The organism is Paenibacillus sp. 1A_MP2, from assembly GCF_052244825.1.
Taxonomy (GTDB): Bacteria; Bacillota; Bacilli; order Paenibacillales; family Paenibacillaceae; genus Paenibacillus; species Paenibacillus vandeheii.
On sequence record NZ_JBQQCS010000001.1, the window covers coordinates 319,216 to 338,529 of the forward strand.

Annotated in this window: 12 protein-coding genes and 6 pseudogenes; 1 reads left to right on the forward strand and 17 read right to left on the reverse strand. The window is 49.3% G+C overall.

Features of this window, described 5'->3' with window-relative positions:
- Window position 1: 1 nt before the first annotated feature.
- The 9 genes and pseudogenes from nadC to spoIIE form a co-directional block, all read right to left on the reverse strand.
- Window positions 2–868, reverse strand: a complete 867-nt coding sequence (gene nadC / locus ACTWJ7_RS01810) for a carboxylating nicotinate-nucleotide diphosphorylase (protein ID WP_079347462.1) — start codon at window positions 866–868, stop codon at window positions 2–4.
- Window positions 865–2,484 carry an L-aspartate oxidase gene (gene nadB / locus ACTWJ7_RS01815; protein WP_079347460.1) on the reverse strand — a complete coding sequence of 540 codons (1,620 nt, stop codon included), beginning with the start codon at window positions 2,482–2,484 and terminating at the stop codon, window positions 865–867. Before nadB ends, nadC begins: the two co-directional genes overlap by 4 nt.
- Before the next feature lie 36 nt (window positions 2,485–2,520).
- Window positions 2,521–3,459, reverse strand: coding sequence for a quinolinate synthase NadA (gene nadA, locus ACTWJ7_RS01820; RefSeq protein ID WP_024633731.1), 939 nt, complete (start codon window positions 3,457–3,459; stop codon window positions 2,521–2,523).
- Between the two features lie 296 nt (window positions 3,460–3,755).
- Window positions 3,756–5,800, reverse strand: a pseudogene (ftsH, locus tag ACTWJ7_RS01825) (ATP-dependent zinc metalloprotease FtsH).
- A gap of 101 nt (window positions 5,801–5,901) precedes the next feature.
- Window positions 5,902–6,441: a hypoxanthine phosphoribosyltransferase gene (gene hpt / locus ACTWJ7_RS01830; protein ID WP_024633729.1), complete on the reverse strand. Its 540-nt coding sequence runs from the start codon at window positions 6,439–6,441 to the stop codon at window positions 5,902–5,904.
- 53 nt (window positions 6,442–6,494) lie between these two features.
- A pseudogene (gene tilS / locus ACTWJ7_RS01835) lies at window positions 6,495–7,933 on the reverse strand (tRNA lysidine(34) synthetase TilS).
- Window positions 7,934–7,977: 44 nt separating this feature from the next.
- Window positions 7,978–8,924: pseudogene (locus ACTWJ7_RS01840) on the reverse strand (serine/threonine protein kinase).
- Entirely contained in the window at window positions 8,908–9,660 is a 753-nt protein-coding gene (locus ACTWJ7_RS01845; RefSeq protein WP_079347451.1) for a VWA domain-containing protein, read from the reverse strand. The pseudogene ACTWJ7_RS01840 and the gene ACTWJ7_RS01845 overlap by 17 nt, the downstream one beginning before the upstream one ends.
- A gap of 85 nt (window positions 9,661–9,745) precedes the next feature.
- Window positions 9,746–12,250 (reverse strand): annotated as a pseudogene (gene spoIIE, locus ACTWJ7_RS01850) (stage II sporulation protein E).
- A gap of 83 nt (window positions 12,251–12,333) precedes the next feature.
- On the opposite strand from spoIIE, the gene ACTWJ7_RS01855 reads away from it, so the two are divergent.
- Window positions 12,334–12,756 (forward strand): hypothetical protein, encoded by a 423-nt coding sequence (locus ACTWJ7_RS01855; protein WP_301882512.1) that lies wholly within the window; start codon window positions 12,334–12,336, stop codon window positions 12,754–12,756.
- Here ACTWJ7_RS01855 and ACTWJ7_RS01860 read toward each other — a convergent pair.
- From ACTWJ7_RS01860 to ACTWJ7_RS01895, 8 genes and pseudogenes are all read right to left on the reverse strand, one after another.
- Window positions 12,753–13,283 carry a S1 domain-containing RNA-binding protein gene (locus ACTWJ7_RS01860; protein WP_053778917.1) on the reverse strand — a complete coding sequence of 177 codons (531 nt, stop codon included), beginning with the start codon at window positions 13,281–13,283 and terminating at the stop codon, window positions 12,753–12,755. The genes ACTWJ7_RS01855 and ACTWJ7_RS01860 overlap by 4 nt on opposite strands.
- Window positions 13,284–13,411: 128 nt before the next feature.
- Window positions 13,412–13,816 (reverse strand): FtsB family cell division protein, encoded by a 405-nt coding sequence (locus tag ACTWJ7_RS01865; protein ID WP_443145080.1) that lies wholly within the window; start codon window positions 13,814–13,816, stop codon window positions 13,412–13,414.
- A gap of 12 nt (window positions 13,817–13,828) precedes the next feature.
- A complete protein-coding gene (gene yabQ / locus ACTWJ7_RS01870) occupies window positions 13,829–14,398 on the reverse strand; it encodes a spore cortex biosynthesis protein YabQ (protein WP_053778919.1) in 570 nt (189 codons plus the stop codon).
- Window positions 14,395–14,678 (reverse strand): annotated as a pseudogene (gene yabP / locus ACTWJ7_RS01875) (sporulation protein YabP). Before yabP ends, yabQ begins: the two are co-directional and overlap by 4 nt.
- A 179-nt stretch (window positions 14,679–14,857) precedes the next feature.
- The gene (locus tag ACTWJ7_RS01880; RefSeq protein ID WP_024633720.1) at window positions 14,858–15,136 is read right to left on the reverse strand and encodes an RNA-binding S4 domain-containing protein; all 279 of its coding nucleotides are present in this window, start codon (window positions 15,134–15,136) and stop codon (window positions 14,858–14,860) included.
- Window positions 15,136–15,408, reverse strand: a complete 273-nt coding sequence (locus tag ACTWJ7_RS01885; RefSeq protein ID WP_017691362.1) for an HU family DNA-binding protein — start codon at window positions 15,406–15,408, stop codon at window positions 15,136–15,138. Before ACTWJ7_RS01885 ends, ACTWJ7_RS01880 begins: the two co-directional genes overlap by 1 nt.
- Window positions 15,409–15,706: 298 nt before the next feature.
- Complete coding sequence (gene mazG / locus ACTWJ7_RS01890; RefSeq protein WP_301882516.1) at window positions 15,707–17,200, reverse strand: nucleoside triphosphate pyrophosphohydrolase; 1,494 nt, start codon at window positions 17,198–17,200, stop codon at window positions 15,707–15,709.
- A 252-nt stretch (window positions 17,201–17,452) separates the two neighbouring features.
- Window positions 17,453–19,268 (reverse strand): annotated as a pseudogene (locus ACTWJ7_RS01895) (putative polysaccharide biosynthesis protein).
- Window positions 19,269–19,314 lie beyond the last annotated feature (46 nt).

Below are 19,314 nucleotides of genomic sequence, written 5' to 3' on the forward strand. Positions count from 1 at the left end.
TTCACCCCTCTTTCTTTTCGTTTAAATCCAGGCTGATATCCAGGCTCTCAAAAGAGTAGGTTAACCTGCCAACTGAAATTACATCCACTCCGCTCTCAGCAATACCACGAATGGTATTTAGCGAGACGTTGCCTGATGCCTCAACCTTCACATGCGGAGCCTGCTCACGAATAAGAGCAACAGCCTCACGCATCCGATCCGGGTGCATGTTATCCAGCATAATGATATCTGCTCCAGCCTGCAAGGCTTCTCTGACCTGTTCCAGGTTTTCGGTCTCCACTTCAATGGTCATCGTATGTGGAATGACGGCTCGCGCACGCTGTACTGCTTCGGTAATCCCGCCTGCACCCTTAATGTGGTTATCTTTAATCATGACCGCATCATAGAGGCCGAATCGATGATTTGCTCCGCCACCAACCCGCACTGCATATTTTTCAAGCAAGCGGTGTCCCGGTGTTGTTTTACGAGTGTCGACCAGTCGTGTAGAAAGGCCTTCCAACGCATCCACATAAGTACGTGTGCGGGTAGCGACACCCGACATGCGCTGCAGCAGGTTAAGAGCCAAGCGCTCTCCTGTAAGCAAGCTATGTGTGCTGCCTTCTACCTCAGCCAAAATCGTACCATGCGTAACTGTATCACCGTCTTTTACCATCGGTGTGAACACAAGGCTGGGATCCACTACCTGAAACACAAGTTCTGCTACCGTAATTCCTGCAATGGTCCCATTGTCTTTGGCATGTATAACAGCTTTGGACTGACTGCCAGCGGGAATCGTCACACTTGTGGTAACATCCCCTGCCCCGACATCCTCACGAAGCCAGTTTTTGATTGATTCGATGAGTCCTTCATTATATCCGTTCAGTATCATGACATCAATTCCTCCACAATCGCTTGTTCTCGCTGCTGCAGACTATGCTTCTGCCATACGGCATCGTCACGCTGCGGGAAATCCTCACGGTAGTGGGCTCCCCGACTTTCCTCACGGTGTAATGCTCCCGTGGTAACCAACCAGGCACAGGTCAACAGGTTGGCATATTCCATCTCTTCTTTGTGAGTAAACTTCTGATCAAAAAATTGCAATTCCTGTTGCAGTTTCTCCATTGCTCCTTGCAGGTTTGCGCCATTGCGGCGCAGTCCCACCTGACGCACCATCATTTTTTGCAGACGCAGGCGTCTTTCGGACACCGGTTTCTGCTCTCCCTGTCTTCCCCTACGAAAGCTTGTTGATGCGGGAATCGTTGTCTGTATAGGAGCAAGCGGAGGCAAGGATTGAATACGATCAACGATTCTCCGTCCAAATACGATCGCTTCGGACAGAGAGTTACTCGCCAGTCGATTAGCTCCATGTACTCCTGTAGAAGATACTTCCCCGCAGGCAAATAACCTGCCGATACTGCTCTCTCCGCTAAGATCCGTCTTCACTCCGCCCATCATGTAATGTGCAGCAGGAGCGACTGGAATCCAGTCTGTTGTCATATCCAGCCCATAACGCATGCAAGTCTCATAGATGGTAGGAAACCGATGTTTAATCATCTCTGCCGGCTCATGAGTGATATCCAGATATACAAATGTACTGTTCGTCGATTCCATTTCACTGACGATAGCCCGGGCTACGATATCACGGGGTGCCAGTTCAAGCTGTGCATGATACCGTTCCATGAAGCGCTCGCCTTTCACATTACGCAAATAGGCTCCTTCGCCACGTACAGCCTCGGACACCAGGAAGCGTGGTGCCCCTGGATAACAAAGGGAGGTCGGGTGGAACTGAATAAACTCCATGTCCCGGACAACCGCTCCGGCACGATAGGCCATCGCCACACCATCTGCAGTGGCCACTTCCGGATTAGTTGTGTATCGATACAATTGCCCAGCCCCGCCAGAGCATAGTACGGTTGCCTCTGCCTTCACAAATACTTGCGAACCATCAGCCTTCTGAACCAACGCACCTATACATTCTCCCTGCTCTGTAATCAGGTCAATGACAAAATGCTCATCCCACACTTCAACCCCAGGATGTTCATTCGCCTGTGCAGCCAGCGCACGTACAATCTCATATCCCGTTGCATCCCCATTGGCATGCAAAATACGGCGGTGGCTGTGCGCACCCTCCTGCGTCAACGCCAACTCGCCGTTCTCCAGATCAAACAAAGTACCCAGACGAATCAGTTCCTTCACTCCGTCCGGGCCCTCGTTCACCAATGCTTCTACTGCTTCGGAGCGGCATAATCCCGCTCCTGCAACAAGTGTATCCTGCAAATGGTAGGCAGGTGAATCATCCTCAGCAATAACCGCAGCAATGCCCCCCTGCGCATACCGGGTGTTACTTTCAAGTAACGACTTCTTCGTGATCATCAATACACTGCGTTGTTCGCTCGCCTTGATCGCAGTAAACAAACCAGCAATGCCTGAACCAATAACCAGCACATCCGTCTCCACCATCGGCAGCGCGGACAGATCAAAATCCACTAAATATTGCGGTATCATGTTAGTTCACCTGTCTTGGAGCAAGAGTAGCGCATGCTACTTCACCAGTAACATGCGCTCTAGTGATTCTCTGGCTTTATCTGCAACGGCTGGTGGCACGTAAATTTGCGGCTTCATCGTTTCCAGACATTTAACCAGCTTTTTCAAGTTATTAACCTTCATGTTCGGACATACGAGGAACTTGGTAGCAAAGTGGAATTGTTTATCCGGGCTATCCAGACGCAGCTGGTATCCTGTACCATCCTCGGTGCCTACGATAAATTCCTTAGCGGACGAATTTTTACAATATTCCAGAATGGCGGTTGTGCTTCCTACGAAATCACCCATCTCGACAACTTCAGGACGACATTCCGGGTGAACAACGAACTCGGCATTAGGATGCTTCGCTCTCATCTCAACCACGTCTTTGACCGTCAGCATATCGTGGGTATTGCAGTAACCTTCCCAGATAATCATTTTCTTGTCTGTATGTTGTTGCACATAATGTCCCAGATTTTTATCTGGCACCCAGATGATTTCATCGGAATCAACAGATTGAATGACTCTGACAGCATTGGCCGATGTACAACAGATGTCGGTCTCCGCCTTGATCTCAGCTGATGAATTGATGTACGTTACAACTTTGGCATTCGGGTGCTGTGCTTTCAATTTACGTAAGCCTTCAACGTTCACCATGTCTGCCATTGGGCAGCCTGCACGCTCGTCAGGGATAATCACCGTTTTGTTAGGAGCAAGAATTTTAGCGCTTTCACCCATAAAATGAACTCCACAGAAAACGATAACATCCGCATCGGTTTGTGCTGCCTTCTGAGCCAACAGGAACGAATCCCCTCGGAAGTCAGCGACCTCCTGCACCTCGTCACGTTGATAATAATGGGCTAGAATAATGGCATTCCGTTCCTTCTTCAACTCCATCAGCCGCTCGCGCAGCTCCCGGTTCATCTCAGCCTTGCGCTCTAAAGCCAGAGCTTCCACCTGTGATCCTCTCCTTATCGGGACAGCCTCATACGCTGTTTCATATGGCAAATCCATGTCGTTATTTTCGCTTGAGAAACGAATCACAAGCGGTTTAACACCTAATGTACACAACGTTCACGACTCTGTCAATAAATGAAAACGACCTAGAACAAGGGCATAACCGCCCATTTCCTACGTAGTACGCCCTAAAGCTCCCGGTTATCATTATCTCTACAATTTGAATTAATCCATAAAAAAGAGAGCCCGCGGGCTCTCTTTGTCATCTGTCACTATAGACAGATGGTTGTTATACATTAAGATGTTGGCTTCGTTCCACCATCATCCGGGTCATTGCTGCTTCCTTTGTCCAGATTCGGAGCTTCGTTAGGAATATCTCCGGCTGGCGGCTCAGGCGTTTCATCTTTGCCTTGGATACGGACGCGTACATCACCGATGTTGTCGATGATCGCTTCTCCGCCTTCGCTAGGCGTACCTTCTCCATCGTTGCTGTTCTCATCTTTTGGAGTCAGGGCACCTGTCTCGATCAATTGCTTGATCTGATCCATTTCCAATGTCTCCACTTCCAGCAACGTTTGAGCGATCAGATGCACTTCTTTGGAATGTTTAACGAGCAAGTCTTTACACTTCTCATAACATTCGTTGATGAAGCGTTGCATTTCCTGATCGATCTCGTAAGCAATGGAATCTGAGTAATTCTGTTCGTGACCGATATCACGACCCAGGAATACCTGTCCCTGCGAACTACCGAACTGCATAGGTCCCAGCTTCTCACTCATACCGTACTCCATAACCATGCTACGGACGATACCCGTCGCTTGTTGGAAGTCACTGTAAGCACCTGTACCGATTTCACCGATAAACAGTTCTTCGGAAACACGGCCGCCAAGGAGTCCAGTAATTTTGTCCAGCAATTCTTGCTTGGTAACAAGCATACGATCTTCTTTGGCAACATGATTACATATCCACCCGCACGTCCGCGCGGAATAATGGTAACTTTATGTACCATATCGGCATGTTCCAGGAAGTAACCTACAATGGTATGGCCTGCTTCATGATAAGCAACAATACGTTTCTCACGGTCACTGATAACACGGCTTTTCTTCTCCGTACCAACGATGACACGGTCGATCGCCTCGTCAACTTCTTTCATGGAAATATCTCTGCGATTACGACGTGCCGCAAGCAATGCCGCTTCATTCAAGAGATTTTCCAAATCTGCACCGGAGAATCCTGTAGTACGCTTCGCGATGATGTCCAGCTTCACATCTTTAGTGAGTGGCTTGTTGCGTGAGTGTACTTTCAGAACCGCTTCACGGCCTCTCACGTCAGGGCGATCCACCGTAATTTGACGGTCAAAACGTCCTGGACGAAGCAAGGCAGGGTCCAGAATATCTGCACGGTTCGTTGCAGCAACGATGATAATACCTTCATTGGCTCCGAAACCATCCATTTCAACGAGCAATTGGTTGAGTGTTTGTTCACGTTCGTCGTGACCACCACCAAGACCAGCACCACGTTGACGACCTACAGCATCAATCTCATCGATAAAGATGATACAAGGGGCGTTTTTCTTTGCATTTTCAAACAAGTCACGTACACGAGATGCACCGACACCGACAAACATTTCAACGAAGTCAGAACCGGAAATACTGAAGAATGGTACACCTGCTTCACCGGCAACAGCACGAGCGAGCAAGGTTTTACCTGTACCCGGAGGACCTACAAGCAATACGCCCTTAGGAATCCGTGCACCTACTGCTGCGAATTTACGAGGGTCCTTGAGGAAGTCTACGACTTCAACAAGCTCCTGTTTCTCTTCGTCAGCACCCGCAACATCTTCAAACGTAACCCGTTTCTTCTCTTCGTTATAAAGACGGGCACGGCTTTTACCAAAGTTCATTACTTTACCGCCGCCGCCTTGAGCCTGATTAAACAGGAAGAAGAACAGCAGGAACATAATGATCAAAGGAATAAAGGAGGTCAGCAACGTCAACCAGATGCTGTCACCTTTCATAGGTTCCTGATGATATTGGAATTTGTTTGTTTCGCTTGCAACTACAAGCTCACTAATTGCCTCATCCGTAGGAGGAATATACGTTGAGAAATTTTCTGATTTGGCTCCGTCAGGCTTCTCCCTGTATTGACCGGTCACGAGGTACGTCTGACCGTTGAATTGAACCGTCAATTCAGAGACGTTATTGGCCTTGATCGCCGTGCGCAACTGATCATATCTAGGATTATCGGTGGCTTCGCCGCCATTGCTGACGAACTGGACTATCCCCACCACAACTAAAAAAAGAATCAAATAAAAACCAGAATTCCGGATGAACCGATTCATCCCCTACCTCCTCTCGAGACACTTTAATTATTTTAACATAGCCCGACATGGCTTCTCAACAGAAGCCACCAACAGATGTGGGCTTGGAACTAGCTTTAGCATTAGTTACTGTAAACTTCCGGTTTCAGAATCCCGATGTAAGGGAGGTTCCGGTACTTCTCGGCATAATCGAGGCCGTAGCCAACGATGAATGCATCCGGAATGTCAAAGCCGGTGTAATGGGCTTCAAGTTCGACTTTGCGACCTGAAGGCTTGTCAAATAGCGTAACCACACGGACGGATTCAGCACCGCGGTTCTGCAAGAGTTCGATCAGATAACTGAGCGTGAGTCCACTATCAATAATGTCCTCTACAATTAGAACCTCGCGTCCCTCAACGGATTCATCCAGATCCTTAATGATTTTAACCACGCCAGATGATTTTGTGGAAGCGCCATAACTCGATACTGCCATGAAATCCATCTCAACAGGTACCGTAATGTTTTTAACCAAATCAGCCATAAATATAAACGCACCCTTGAGCACACAAATGACCAAAGGATTGCGATTTGCATATTCGGCACTTATTGTTGCGCCTAATTCCTTGATTTTACTCTGAATTTCTTCTTCACTGATCAATACTTCCTGAATGTCGTTCTGCAACTGTGCGAACCTCCTAAGTTATACATATGAAAGCCTTACCTGAACCATAACCACTACCCCTGAATCGCTGAATCGCCTACAGTCATGTACAGGATTGCGGAAGTATTTCCCCTGACAGGAGCTACACTAGACCGGCGAACACCCGGTAACCAGATGATATTGCCTGCTCCATCACATACCACGGGAACCCGTGATCGGACAGAAGGGGGAATTTTCTCATCGATGAAAATATTTTTCACCTTTTTGCTTCCGTTTAATCCCATCACTTTCATGGTATCTCCAGGTAACCGTGAACGCACAACCAGCGGCATAAGCAGTTGATCCGCATCAAATGCGGCATGATCCGCCGATTCCGGTACATGATAGTCCTCGGGACTCATCGGAACGAGACGAACATGCCGGTCGATTTCCGTGAGAGAAAGCTCATAAGTTCCGCTCCATTGAGCAAGACGATATTCGTAAGATTGATCCTGTACGTCAGTCCGTATGCCGAAAGAAATCAGATCATACTCCCGGGTGCAGGCGAGTGTCTGTCCTATATCCAGGCTCCAGGTCGTCGCATCAGGCTGAATAACCTTGCGGCGAATGGTTTCAATACGGGTAAAGTCGACAAAATCACTGTCCAAAGGCAGATAATTCAATATTAGTTTAATCAACCTTCGTTGTAAAGCGACATGTAACTTCAAAAAGGAAGGCACCTCAAAGGTTTGCCTTCCGCCGTTCGCCTGCACTAGACACCTGTATGCGTCATATGCACCTTGTTCCATGAAATCGTCTTCATCACCCACAATTTCGGCAAGTCGATTCAAAGACGGCGTCAACTGTCCATTATATTGCCCCAAAAAGGAAGCACATCCAAGCGAATGGCATTACGCCGATATTTACGCAGGGAATTGCTTTCATCATTAAAATACAGAAAACCCTGGTTATTACAAGCTTCTACAAGGTCTGTCTTGTTTATACGAAGGCATGGACGAATAAGTTCCACATTTTTTTCTCGCCTTTTAAACTTCATTCCCGCGAGACCGGAAAGACCACTACCGCGCAGCAAATGAAGCATCACCGTCTCTGCCTGATCATCGGCATGATGGGCCAGTGCAATGCTCGCCGCATCATATTTGGCTGCCACTTCATGCAAAAACGCATATCGCTTGTTGCGCGCAGCCTCTTGAGGACCTTGACCGGTAAGCTTCATATAAGAAGGTACATCGGCCTTCACCCATTCAAAGGCAATGCCAAGCCGGTGTGCAAGTTCCTTCATCATCTCGGCTTCATGATCCGATTCACTCCGAAACCCATGATGTACATGGGCGCAAATCAATTCCAGCGGGACATGCCTGATACTGATCTCATGCATGATATGCAAAAAAGCTACCGAGTCCGGCCCGCCCGATACTGCGACGACAATCCGATCCCCGGGAACCCATAACTGATGCTCTTCCGCTGCATCCAGCACGTTATTCACTAGCTTGTTCCAGCGTAAAGCCTCCATACCTGTTCCTCATTCCTTACGTTATGTATATGCACGCTCACAGGTCAGAATCGCAGTGCATAGATGAGTACCCCAATAAGTAATATAACGGATACAGCAAATGCATTTTTGAGCCAACGCGGTGTTGTACTTTTGGAACGGCGACGAAGAGGAGAAGGGCGTGCCATCATCTCTTTCCAGTCTTTAGCCGCGTGTCCCGCATCCTGAAACTGACCTCGTAATGCCTGAATGGTCCAGTTTCGAAATGGACGCAGGCGTTCGCTGCGCTCCACGAGGGCTGTGAGCTGGTTCACACTTCGAAGTTGTGGTAATCCTTCTGCAACCAGCGCTTTGAGTGCATCGGCTTCAAGTACATGAATGAGTAATAACGCAAAAGCAAACACATCATAGGTTCCATCTGCTGTCCGGCTACCCGCATTCCAGAATCCGCGATCATACCATTCCGTGAACTGCTTAACGCTCCGGCCAATTGAAGTCACTCCACCATAGTCGATAAGCTCTACCTGCCCATAATCGGATACCAGTACATTTTGGGGTTTAAGATCGCCAAATACCCATCCAGCCTGATGCAATTGAGCCAGCTTCTGCAAGAGTCTGAGCCCAACCAGAAGTGTCCAGTCCGTTCCCTGTCGCCGAATAAAGTGGTGCAGAGACTCCCCCGAACATAACGCATCACATAAAAGGGAATGTCACGACCACGAATAGCGTAGTCATCCACATCTTTCAGATAGGAAGGAATACCGCTCTGTCGAAGGGCCTCATGATTACGCTGTAATTGAAAAGATTTGAGCACATTAATTTCCGATTGCAAATCTACAGGGTCAAATCCCATTTTAAGCGCATAATGTTTGCCATTTTCACCCCGCTGGACAAGAAAAACGATGCCGTTGGCTCCTTTGCCCAGCAGCTTCCGAATCGTATAACGGCTGCGATTCCATTTCCCTGTTATGACTGTTCCTGGCGGGAAAGAGGCGTCAGACAACGTTGTCACCGAGCATCCCTTCTCTTTCAATGCGATAGTTCCCTTCTATTTCCTGCTGTCCCTCCAGTGTACCATAACGGTAAAAATCAATCACCTTTTGAATCGCAGGACCTGTCGGCGTCGCTCCCTTCATTTGCAAACGTCCAAATAGCGAACGAACACGGCTCAGATCAACTGTCCAGTCGATATCCATGACAGCTTCTTCTCCGCTATGTCGTCCAGGAAAATGAAAGACGGAAAGATGGCTCTGACCCATACGTGCCTGCAAGCTAAGCATTAAATCCCGAATCCCTTCCTCCACAGCAGCCAGCTTCGGCTTCATACTGGCACTTACGTCAATGAGAAGCACGACCTGAAGTGGCGTTGTCTCGGCCATATCATCCATCACTTCAACGACCTGCGCCCGTTTTGCCGGTTCAAGGTCTGTTACCGTTTTCGGCTCGTGCTCTCCCAAAATTTGTGTTAACTCTCTATTAACCGCCTGTTGAATGGTCTGAACCACCGTTTTTCTTGTCATCATCTGCATCGTATGAGCAAGCTGTCTTGTGCCTACGATCTGACTGATTCCACCTCCGGCTTTGGCAATATCCTCGATCTCCCGACTGCCCAACTCACCAATGGTTCCATAATCAATAACACCGACCACGTTGACCGTAATTCCCTCTTCCCGCGCTTCCGCAGCAGCCAGCACGGGGCTTGTGCCTACATTGGAACAACCGTCGGTGATCAACAAGATTTGTTTCATCCGATATCCCTCCGTTTTGGGTTACTCTCCAACTCTATGACTAGCATTGCCAGAATGAAGAGACTTCAAACAGAGGAATATGCAATTAACTGACGGTGCGCGGACGTTCCATCCGGCTTATTCCAGGTACTCTCAATGTGGCCCACTCCGGACGATAATGTTCTATTTTGCCTACAATTACAGTCATATCATCATAGATCTCATGCTGCTGATAACGAATAACACTTTCAAGCAGGCAATCTGCTACCTCCTGAGGATCATCACTATCAATTTCCTGAATGAGACGCTTCATCCATAACTCTTTATTGACGGCATATCCCGGTGCATCATAGATGCCATCTGTCATCATAATTAAAACATCCCCAGGCTGAAGCTGTACGGTTACCAGATCCACCTCAATATCTTTGATAATTCCAATCGGCAGATTGCTTGCCGAAACCTGAATAACCTCCTGCCCTCGTTTAATAAAACTTGGAGTAGAGCCGATTTTCATAAACGTGGTCTCTGCCGTATATTCATCGATCAGAGCCATATCGACCGTTGCATACATTTCTTCAGGAGAACGCAGCAGCAGAACGGAATTCACCGATTTGATCGCCAGCTTCTCATCCATGCCCGACTGTAACAACTGCTCCAGTATATTTAGCGCAGCACTGCTCTCCATACGTGCCCGTTCGCCATTGCCCATGCCATCGCTAAGCGCAACCGCAAATGTACCATTGCCGAGTTCAACCGTACTGAAGCTGTCCCGGACATCACATCTCCCCCTTTGGCGGCAGCAGCAACACCCGTTGTTATTTCAAACGTTTTGGCAGATCCAAAGGTGACTGTCGCCAGCCCCTGGCGAGGATCGAGCATCGTCTCATTCAAGACGGCAATATGCTCGTCCAGTACATCCGAGATCAGGGGAGCGATCATTTTCCGGCATTCGTCAAATCCTCGTGTATACGCATGAACAATCTCAATCTCCACATTCCCCGCTTCCAGATTAATGATTTCAATAGAATGTATGGACAGACCTAACGATTCAAGCGCATCCCGAATCTGTTCCTCCTGCTGCACCATCTCATCACTTTCCCGTTGAATTTCTTTCGCCAGGTCCTCCATCACCTGGGATACTCCTGATAATTGCTCTGCAACCAGCTGTCGACTATCTATAATCTGACGTTTCCATTGCATGTTATGTTGATGCAGACCATACTGGGCGCGCATCACTTCAAGTACCTCCTCCGGTTTCGCACATACCCTGTTCCATTCCACCGGAATCTGCTTGCCTGACATCTCCGGGTTGGCTTCAATGGAACTCATCACATCCGTCATATATTTATAGGTTTGAATAAACTTCGCATCCCAGCATTGGGCCTTCTTAAAGCAACCCGAACATGTCCCTTCGGCTACGGCATTCATGAAATGCTCCATCCCGCCTTCGTTCTGTACCGGCTCCCCCGCGCCGGACATCTGATCGAAGCTGCGTGACAGCTGGCGGAATACCTGCGAGAAGCGGGTAACCCGTTCTGCGGTGACATCCCTGATCCGCTTCGCATATTCATGCTGCGATTTTGTGTGATCCTGTGTACCAGGAACATATTTGGATATGGCCGTCAGCATGCTTTTTGGCGTCAGCATAAACAGAACAATGGCTGCACACGTTTCCCACAAGGAATTCATGACGTCTCCCGGACCACCCAGATAGATGGATAGAATGGAGGAACCCAGCAGCATACCTAACGCGACCGCAGCACGTTTCCCCTCCCGAAGCATACCCGCAAGCATGCCTGCAAAAGCAAGCAGACTCATCTGATATACCGCCGACATGTCGGCCAAACTCAGAATGAGGCCAGTAATGACCCAACCGAGGCTCCCAGGGGGCTCCGCCCACCAGGGCAAAGATCAGAATGAGATACCGGGAGAGCATATGCTCGACGGACAGGGACTGAATCGTCCAGCCCACGGCTCCCGTCATCACGGAGGCCAGCAAGATGATTAAACAGAGGATCTCCTCGTTCTTTAGGTTGAATTTTTTTTTCCGATACGTGAAGATCGGTATGGCTTGTATGAAAACCAGGGTGAGCACGAAGCTGAGTATGGAATCCATGGTCAGCATTAGCATGGCATACCAGCTGAAAGACGGCCCTATCACGACGGCGAATAACTTGACCATAAAAGTAGTCGTAAACACCATCGTTGGCGCATAAGATAATTCAGCGCGGTCATAAGACTCCAGTCCTCTGAACAACAGATAGAAGATGGCGATCTCCGAAGCAACAATCAGTGGTACCGGAAACGGGGCAAAGAGACTGCCTGCCAGCAATGCGGCACCTACCGGAATAATGTAATCCCTGCGCATGAAGGCTATTACCGCAAAGTAAGCAATCGCAAAGGGCGATAATTCATTCAGAATCATGGCCTTGCCCAGCAAAAATCCCATAAAGGTGAGAAGCAGCACCCATTTACGTGCAGCAACGATCTGGACGGCCTTGCGGGAGCTAATCCACTGCTTAAGACGTACTGACAGCTCCTCCCGAGCTTCCGTACCTCCTTTACCAGCTTTCATTCCCGGAAATTGAATGACATTCCACTTTTCCATCATCCTCAAGGCACCCCATTCGATTAATTTAATTTTCGTGTTTCGTTCTCGATGGTTCTGATTATAGATAGAATAGAAGACGTAGTTTGTCAGAATTGGTGGGCAGGCTTCAAAAACTTTACGACAAAAGAAACAGATGCGGCGCGGTGGTGCGGAACCCCCGGCCTTATTGTGGTTTCATCCATTTGGCAGATCCCCCGCCGACAAGGCGCTTGTCTGATTTTGAACCGGAAGCCCTTCGGCTTCGCCACGATATGAGCAGGATACCTGTGGAATGCCACGGAAACCTGTCGGTAAAAAATGGTAGACGACAAATGTTCTTATGTACTTTTTTTCCTGTGCAGAAAAGCTGGGGATATGGAACTTCACTTTACAAAAACGGCTATGAATCCGGTCTATTGTCTATAACTGACCCGTTAAACTCCAAAATTGAAAACAAACGCAAAAAAACCGCCAGCCCCAAGGCTAACGGTTTTTCTTATATTTTAAATCAGGTTGAACCAGATTAAACGCGCTTGGCTCCACGGCCACCACGTTTGCCTTCTGTGTTCTTCTTCAACGAAGAAATCCGTTCTTCGCTATCTTTCAGGAAGCGTGACATTTTATCCTCAAATGAAGGTTTGCCTGCTGCGGGCTTGAAAGAACGGCCTCCGCGGTCACGGTTAAATCCACCACCACCACCGCCGCCACGACCTTGGCCACCACTTGGGCCTCCGCCGCTGAATCGTTCGCGATCTCCTCCACTGCGTTCCGGTCTAGGAGCTCTTGGGGGTCTGGACTGTGTTTGTTGCTCAACCGGTTTGTCAACAGCTTGCTTAATGGAAAGCCCAATCTTGCCATCCTTGTCAACGTTGATGACCTTAACGGTAACGAGGTCATTAAGCTTCAGGTGGTCGTTGACATCTTTGACATAATTGTCGGCGATTTCCGAGATGTGAACGAGACCCGTGACACCTCCTGACAGATCCACAAATGCTCCAAAATGCGTGATGCCTGTCACCTTGCCCTCTAACTTGGTGCCCACTTCAATTGCCATAGAATAAAATGATCCTCCCTTAAAAATATACAACCCGATTTTTTGAATGCCAAAATCAATGCTGTGCTAATTTAATTATACCTTATGCCGCAAACCAAGGTCAACTGAGCACTACCCCTGAAGGAAGCCTATTTTTTCCGGTATAACGGCTTCAGACATATAGATAACAATCCTTGCTCGATAATGAGCCAAATTACATCAGTTCCCTGACTCTTCAACCTGAATTGGTGTTTCCTCAGGCAGATAGTATCCTTTTTTCGAGCCAGCTGTCCTATGTATTCGGGATCCTTCAACCGGCTGACTTCATACTTCAACTGATCCAGCTTCTTCTCTGTTTCTTCCTTTGAAGCTTGCTGTGCCGCCAGGTGAGAACTCTTGTCCGAAATTTGTGCAGTCTGCACAAGGAACGTATACCCTGCCCAAATGATAAACACAACCATAAAAGTCATCCAAAGCATGAGACGCCTTTTGGCACCAGCAGATTTTCCTTGGCCTGCTTGTACTTTTGATTTGCTCATAGGTGTTTTACCCATTATCGGACCTCCTTAAAACCAGCGTTTCCACATTGCTGCGATACTTGAACCCGCACGGATCATCCAACGTGGCGTAACCCAATGTTTCAGGATTGGCCTAAACATCCAGCGGAACAACTTGCCGAAAGGTACCAAACATTGCAGCACCAGCTTACCCAGGAATAACAGTATGGCGAGTACAAAACCAATTAATACGCGCACTAACTTGTAAAGTCCTTTAGCGGGCATAACGATCAGGATGTTAAGGATATGTCCACACCAATGAATCAGCGTTCTTGCGAGTTTAATTAACATTACCACAAAACGCTGAGTTGTAACACTTAAAAGCCAAAAATAGAAGCAAACCCCTATAATCAGCCCCAAAAAGACATAAAACCGCAGCTGTCCGTGGTTCCCGGCATACAGCATCCGGAAGACGAACAGCGCGGAGGCGACCCAATACAACAGATCTAACGTGTGGACGCTCCATCTCGGGAACCGCAGCTGACCGGACAGTACCCGGTAACTGTCGTAGGCCATCCCCATCACGGCTCCCGACATCAGCATCCACATCAATGTGATCCATTGAGTATCCGGACTCATCGGAACATCTTGCCGAACAGGCCTTTACTGTTCTTCGACTGGGAACCGGGGTCCAGGTATTGAAGAGAGCTGACAGTGCCCTCGATGGATAATAAACCGTCCTCCAGGCTTAAGTTTTTGATATGTAAATTGTGCCCCGGATGGTCAGATGCCCAAGTTCAGTTTGCAGCAAAAATTCCTCACTGTCGAAGCTCTCCACATTGGAGACACCCGTCAGATCCAGCAGTTTCCGATTCTGCATGCTCAGATGATGCTGTTTCGTCTTACTTTGCTCAACCATGGCATGTACCCCTCCTTCTTACCCCTAGCTTATGGATCAAAAGTAAAGAATAGAACCAAGGTTGGATGAAACCGAATATCTGGATAAAAGATCAACACAAAAACGCCCTTCCCTGTACGGGAAAGGCGCTTCTCTTCATTTTGCAATGAATGGTTACAAACGTATATCAGGCATCCCTGTTACCAGTTCAGCCCATTATCCTTGGCGATCGGCTCTTCCTTAACCAAGGTGTAGAGGCTGCTCGCCTCATCCTTCTTGGTACTCTCGGCAAGACGTTCCACCTTCACAGTGACCAGCTTTTGACCGAACTGAACCGTCAGCTCATCGCCCACTTTGACAGCGGCGCTGGGCTTCGCTTCACGTCCGTTCACCAGCACACGTCCCTGTTCAGAGACGTCCTTGGCCACAGTGCGGCGTTTGATCAGCCGGGAGACCTTCAGGAATTTATCAAGACGCATTATTTTACGGCTTCTTTAAGTTTGTTGCCTGCTTTGAACGCAGGAACGGTGGACTCAGGAATCACGATTTCATTCCCTGTTTGCGGGTTACGTCCGGTACGACCGGAACGTTTGCGGGTCTCAAAAGTGCCAAAGCCGATCAGTTGTACTTTGTCTCCGCTGGCAAGTGCATCTGTAATTTCTCCCAAAAAGCCGTTCAATACGGACTCAACGTCTTTTTTAGTCAAACCGCTTTTGGTGGAAATGTTGTTAATCAGATCTGTTTTGTTCATTTTTAAAAGCCTCCCAAATTGAAAAAAAAGTATCTGCGAATCCATAACAACATATCTGCTGCTGGCTCCGCGCAAGGTTACTACACATGTATTCTGGCTTGGCATCTGAAATCCTGCCTCGGTCTTCGACTTTTTTCACTTTTTGTCGGTCCTGCCCAAGAACAGTCTAAGTCCAGTACCCGAAACACCTCTTCGTTAATCACACGCTTTCTCGTGCAACCCGCCGAGATGCTTCGACGACACGATACGCATGATGCAACTAATGATATCGGATCATCGTCCAAAATGCCAGTTCCCTTTACAATCCAGCCTTCTTCGCTGCCTGCCAGTATTGCTCCATTTCATCAACATTACTGTCTGACGGAGTTCTTCCCTGTTCACGCAGACGCTCCTCGATATACTGGAAACGCTGAATGAATTTTCGATTCGTGGCGGCAAGTGCCTCCTCCGGATCTGTATCAATAAATCTCGCTACATTGGCAGCCGCAAACAATAAATCGCCCAGTTCAAGCTTCCGCTCTTCCGCAGACTGATTATGCTGTACCGCTTCTTTCAGCTCGGCCAGTTCTTCCTCAATCTTGGAAAAGACACCATCCACGTCATCCCAATCGAAGCCGACTTTGGCCGCTTTTTTCTGTAATTTGTACCCTTTCATCAAGGCAGGCAAGTCACGCGGAATGCCGTCCAACACGGAAATCTGCTGCAGATCCTGTCCCTTGCGCTTTTTTTCCTCTGCCTTCATCTGTTCCCAGTTTTGCAATGCTTCATTCGCATTCTCTGCCTGTTGTTCGCCGAATACGTGTGGATGACGGAAAATTAGCTTGTCGTTCAATCCTTCAATAACGTCATACACGTTAAACGTGCCAACCTCTTCTTCCATCTGGGAGTGCAGCAAAATCTGCAACAGGAGATCACCAAGCTCTTCCTTCATGTGATCAGGGTCATCTTCATCAATCGTTTCAATGACTTCATAGGTTTCCTCGATCAGGTTTTTGCGAATCGACTGATGGGTCTGCTCCTGATCCCAAGGACAGCCACCTGGACTGCGAAGAATATTCACGATTTCATGCAGTCGTGCGAAGGAGCGTCTACGAAGCGCGTCATCCGTATTTTTTGGCACATATATTAATGATAAATTACCGTACCCTTCAATCCGGTCCAGATCATGCAGCGGTACCTTGTGAATGATCTCCTGTCCCTGTACACCCAAGGCATGCCCAACAAATACCGGATAATCGTCAGGATAAACGTCCATCAGGCACAGTTTTACGTCGGAAGCGGTAAACACATCGTAGACTTGTCCAATCAAGGTGTGGAGCTGCGGCTGCACCAGTTCCGTATTCAGACTGCTGGCATCCAGAAGCTGAAAACCTTCAATAGGATCGAATCCAAGACGAATAAACGCTTCATCCAGGAAACTCTCGCCGCCCAAGACACGCAGCGAGATGCCCATTTGCGGGCAGCGCTCTTTCAACAGTCGTACACTCGCTTCTGCGACCATGGGATGGCCTGGCACGGCATAAACTATCTCGGTACCCGGCTCGCCCTTGCGTGCGGCCTCAATCAGTCGGTCTGCAATTTCGTCGTACACTTCCGGAAAAGAATCCTTCGCCTCATAGATGGCATCAAAGGATGTCATCTCCAGCCCTTCCTGTTTCAAATCATTCAATACGGGATGATCCAGTGTGCGCACATACAGCGTCGCTGCATGTTTCATTTTTTTGATGATTCCTACCGTCAGCTGATCGGCATCTCCAGATCCAAGACCGACTACTGTCAAAGCTGCACTCATGTTTATAAGCCTCCATCCGAACTTTCCTGTTCCGAATCTCCATCCTTTGTCAAACCAATCGTGGATGGGCCATACATAAAGCAGAACAGGGCTCTATAATTACACGTATTATACCAGAATTAGACGTTATCCTATAATTGCATTTGCATATGATACGGTCTGACTCATTCAATCTCTGCTGCTCCGCTTTAGAATGTGAGAGCCGGGATGAATGGACGGCGTAGCGCTAAATGGAACAGCGCAACGCCGAGTTTAGCGCAGCACACGCAGTCTGCGCAGCAGCTTGGCCAGCAGCGGCCCCAGCTTGGGCACAGCCGCCAGCTCTGTGGCGGTCAGCAGCCCCGTCCGGGCCGCTAGCAGCAAGAACACGGCTGAGCCTGCGGCTATGCCAAGCAGGCTCACGCCCATCGCGGCCAGACGGCGATCGGCCGCGATACCGATGCCGCCGAGCAGCGCTTCGGCGACCCAGGCCGTGCCTGCCGCCGCCAGGCTCATGGCGGCGATTACCAGCGCCGGCTTCGCCAGGACGGCGCCAGGGGCCGGGCGCAGGGCGACAAGCCGCGCCAGCAGCGCCACATTCAGGCCAGCCGCCAGCATGTAGGCGACTGCGCCTGCCAGGGCCGCGCCGCTAATGCCCAGCGCCGGCACAAGCATGACGTTCAGCAGCGCCTTGACGCCTGCGGCGGCCAGCATGCTGAACGCGGGTGCGCGCACGGCGCCGAGGCCTTGCAGCAGCGCCGCCGCGATAATGCTGACGGTGCTGCCCGCTGCCGTCAGCGCCATGTACCGCAGAGCTTCGGTGCCTGCGGCATCCCCGTACAGCATGCGGTTGATCGGTTCTGCCAGCACCGCCAAACCGGCGGATGCCGCCAGACCGATCAACCAGAACCAGCGCAGCGCAAGGCCTGCTTGCTGCCTCACGGCTTCTGGCCCGCCCTTCAGCCGGGCTTCGGCCATCGCCGGAATAAAGAGCACAGACAGCGACGTGGCAAGCATCGTCACCAGCTGAACCAGCGGTAAGCCCCGGTTATAAATCCCGAAGGACACCATGGATTGAAGCTCATCCAGCCCCTCTCGTCTTAACAATCGCGGCACCGTAAAGGTATCGACCAGATTCATCAATGGCACAGCCAGTGATCCGAGACAGACCGGAATGGCATACATCAGCAATGTTTTGATCCAATCCCGGTTGGATCGGCGCTCTTCAGGAAGAGGGCCGCTGCCTGTGGTGCTGTATTCTTTTGTTCCCTCCAACTGTACAAGTAACGATTCATCTGTTGCAACTTCATTGCTCCAGTTGTCCCTTTTAACGCTGCGAGGAGATTTCTGCATTCCCTCTCCGCCTGGAACAGCTATCGCATCAAGCGGTTGTCCCGTTACCGATTCAGCACCTTGCATAACAGCGGGCCGTTCTCTGTTTTTCCGCCGATGATGGTACACATATCCAAGCATGGTGACTAACCCGGCTAGCCCCCTGCCACTGATCCAAGCATGGCTCCAGCCGCTATAGTCTCCAATGAGGCGTCTCGCCCCATGAGCCACAATAACAGAACAATCATCACGGTGACCCGAACAGTCTGCTCCACCACCTGGGATACTGCTGTAGGCACCATTTGCTGCAAACCCTGAAAATATCCGCGCAGCCCTGTCATCACGGGTACAAACAACAAAGCCATAGAAGCTGCCCGAATGGACGTAACGACACTTCCGTTGCCAATCCAATTGGCAATAAGCGGTGCGCCTGTATACATCAATAAGGCCAGCACCAGTCCAATCCCACCGAGCAGCATCGAGGATAAACGGATAATTCGTCTGCCCTCCTCCGGTCTGCCCAGAGCATTCTGCTCGGCTACGAATTTGGATACAGCGACAGGCAATCCGGCGGCAGCAACAGTAATTATGAGCATATAGAACGGGTATACCGTATTGTAGATGCCAAAAACACCGTCTCCCCCAGATTCTGTAGCGGAATCTTCTGAAAAGCACCAATGATTTTGGATATAATGGCGGCAAGCCCAAGCACAAATGCACCCTGAAGCAATCTTGAGCCTGTAGACGACTGATTCATATGACCCTCCTGCGTATGTCCATGCATTCTTTCCTTCAACGTATAC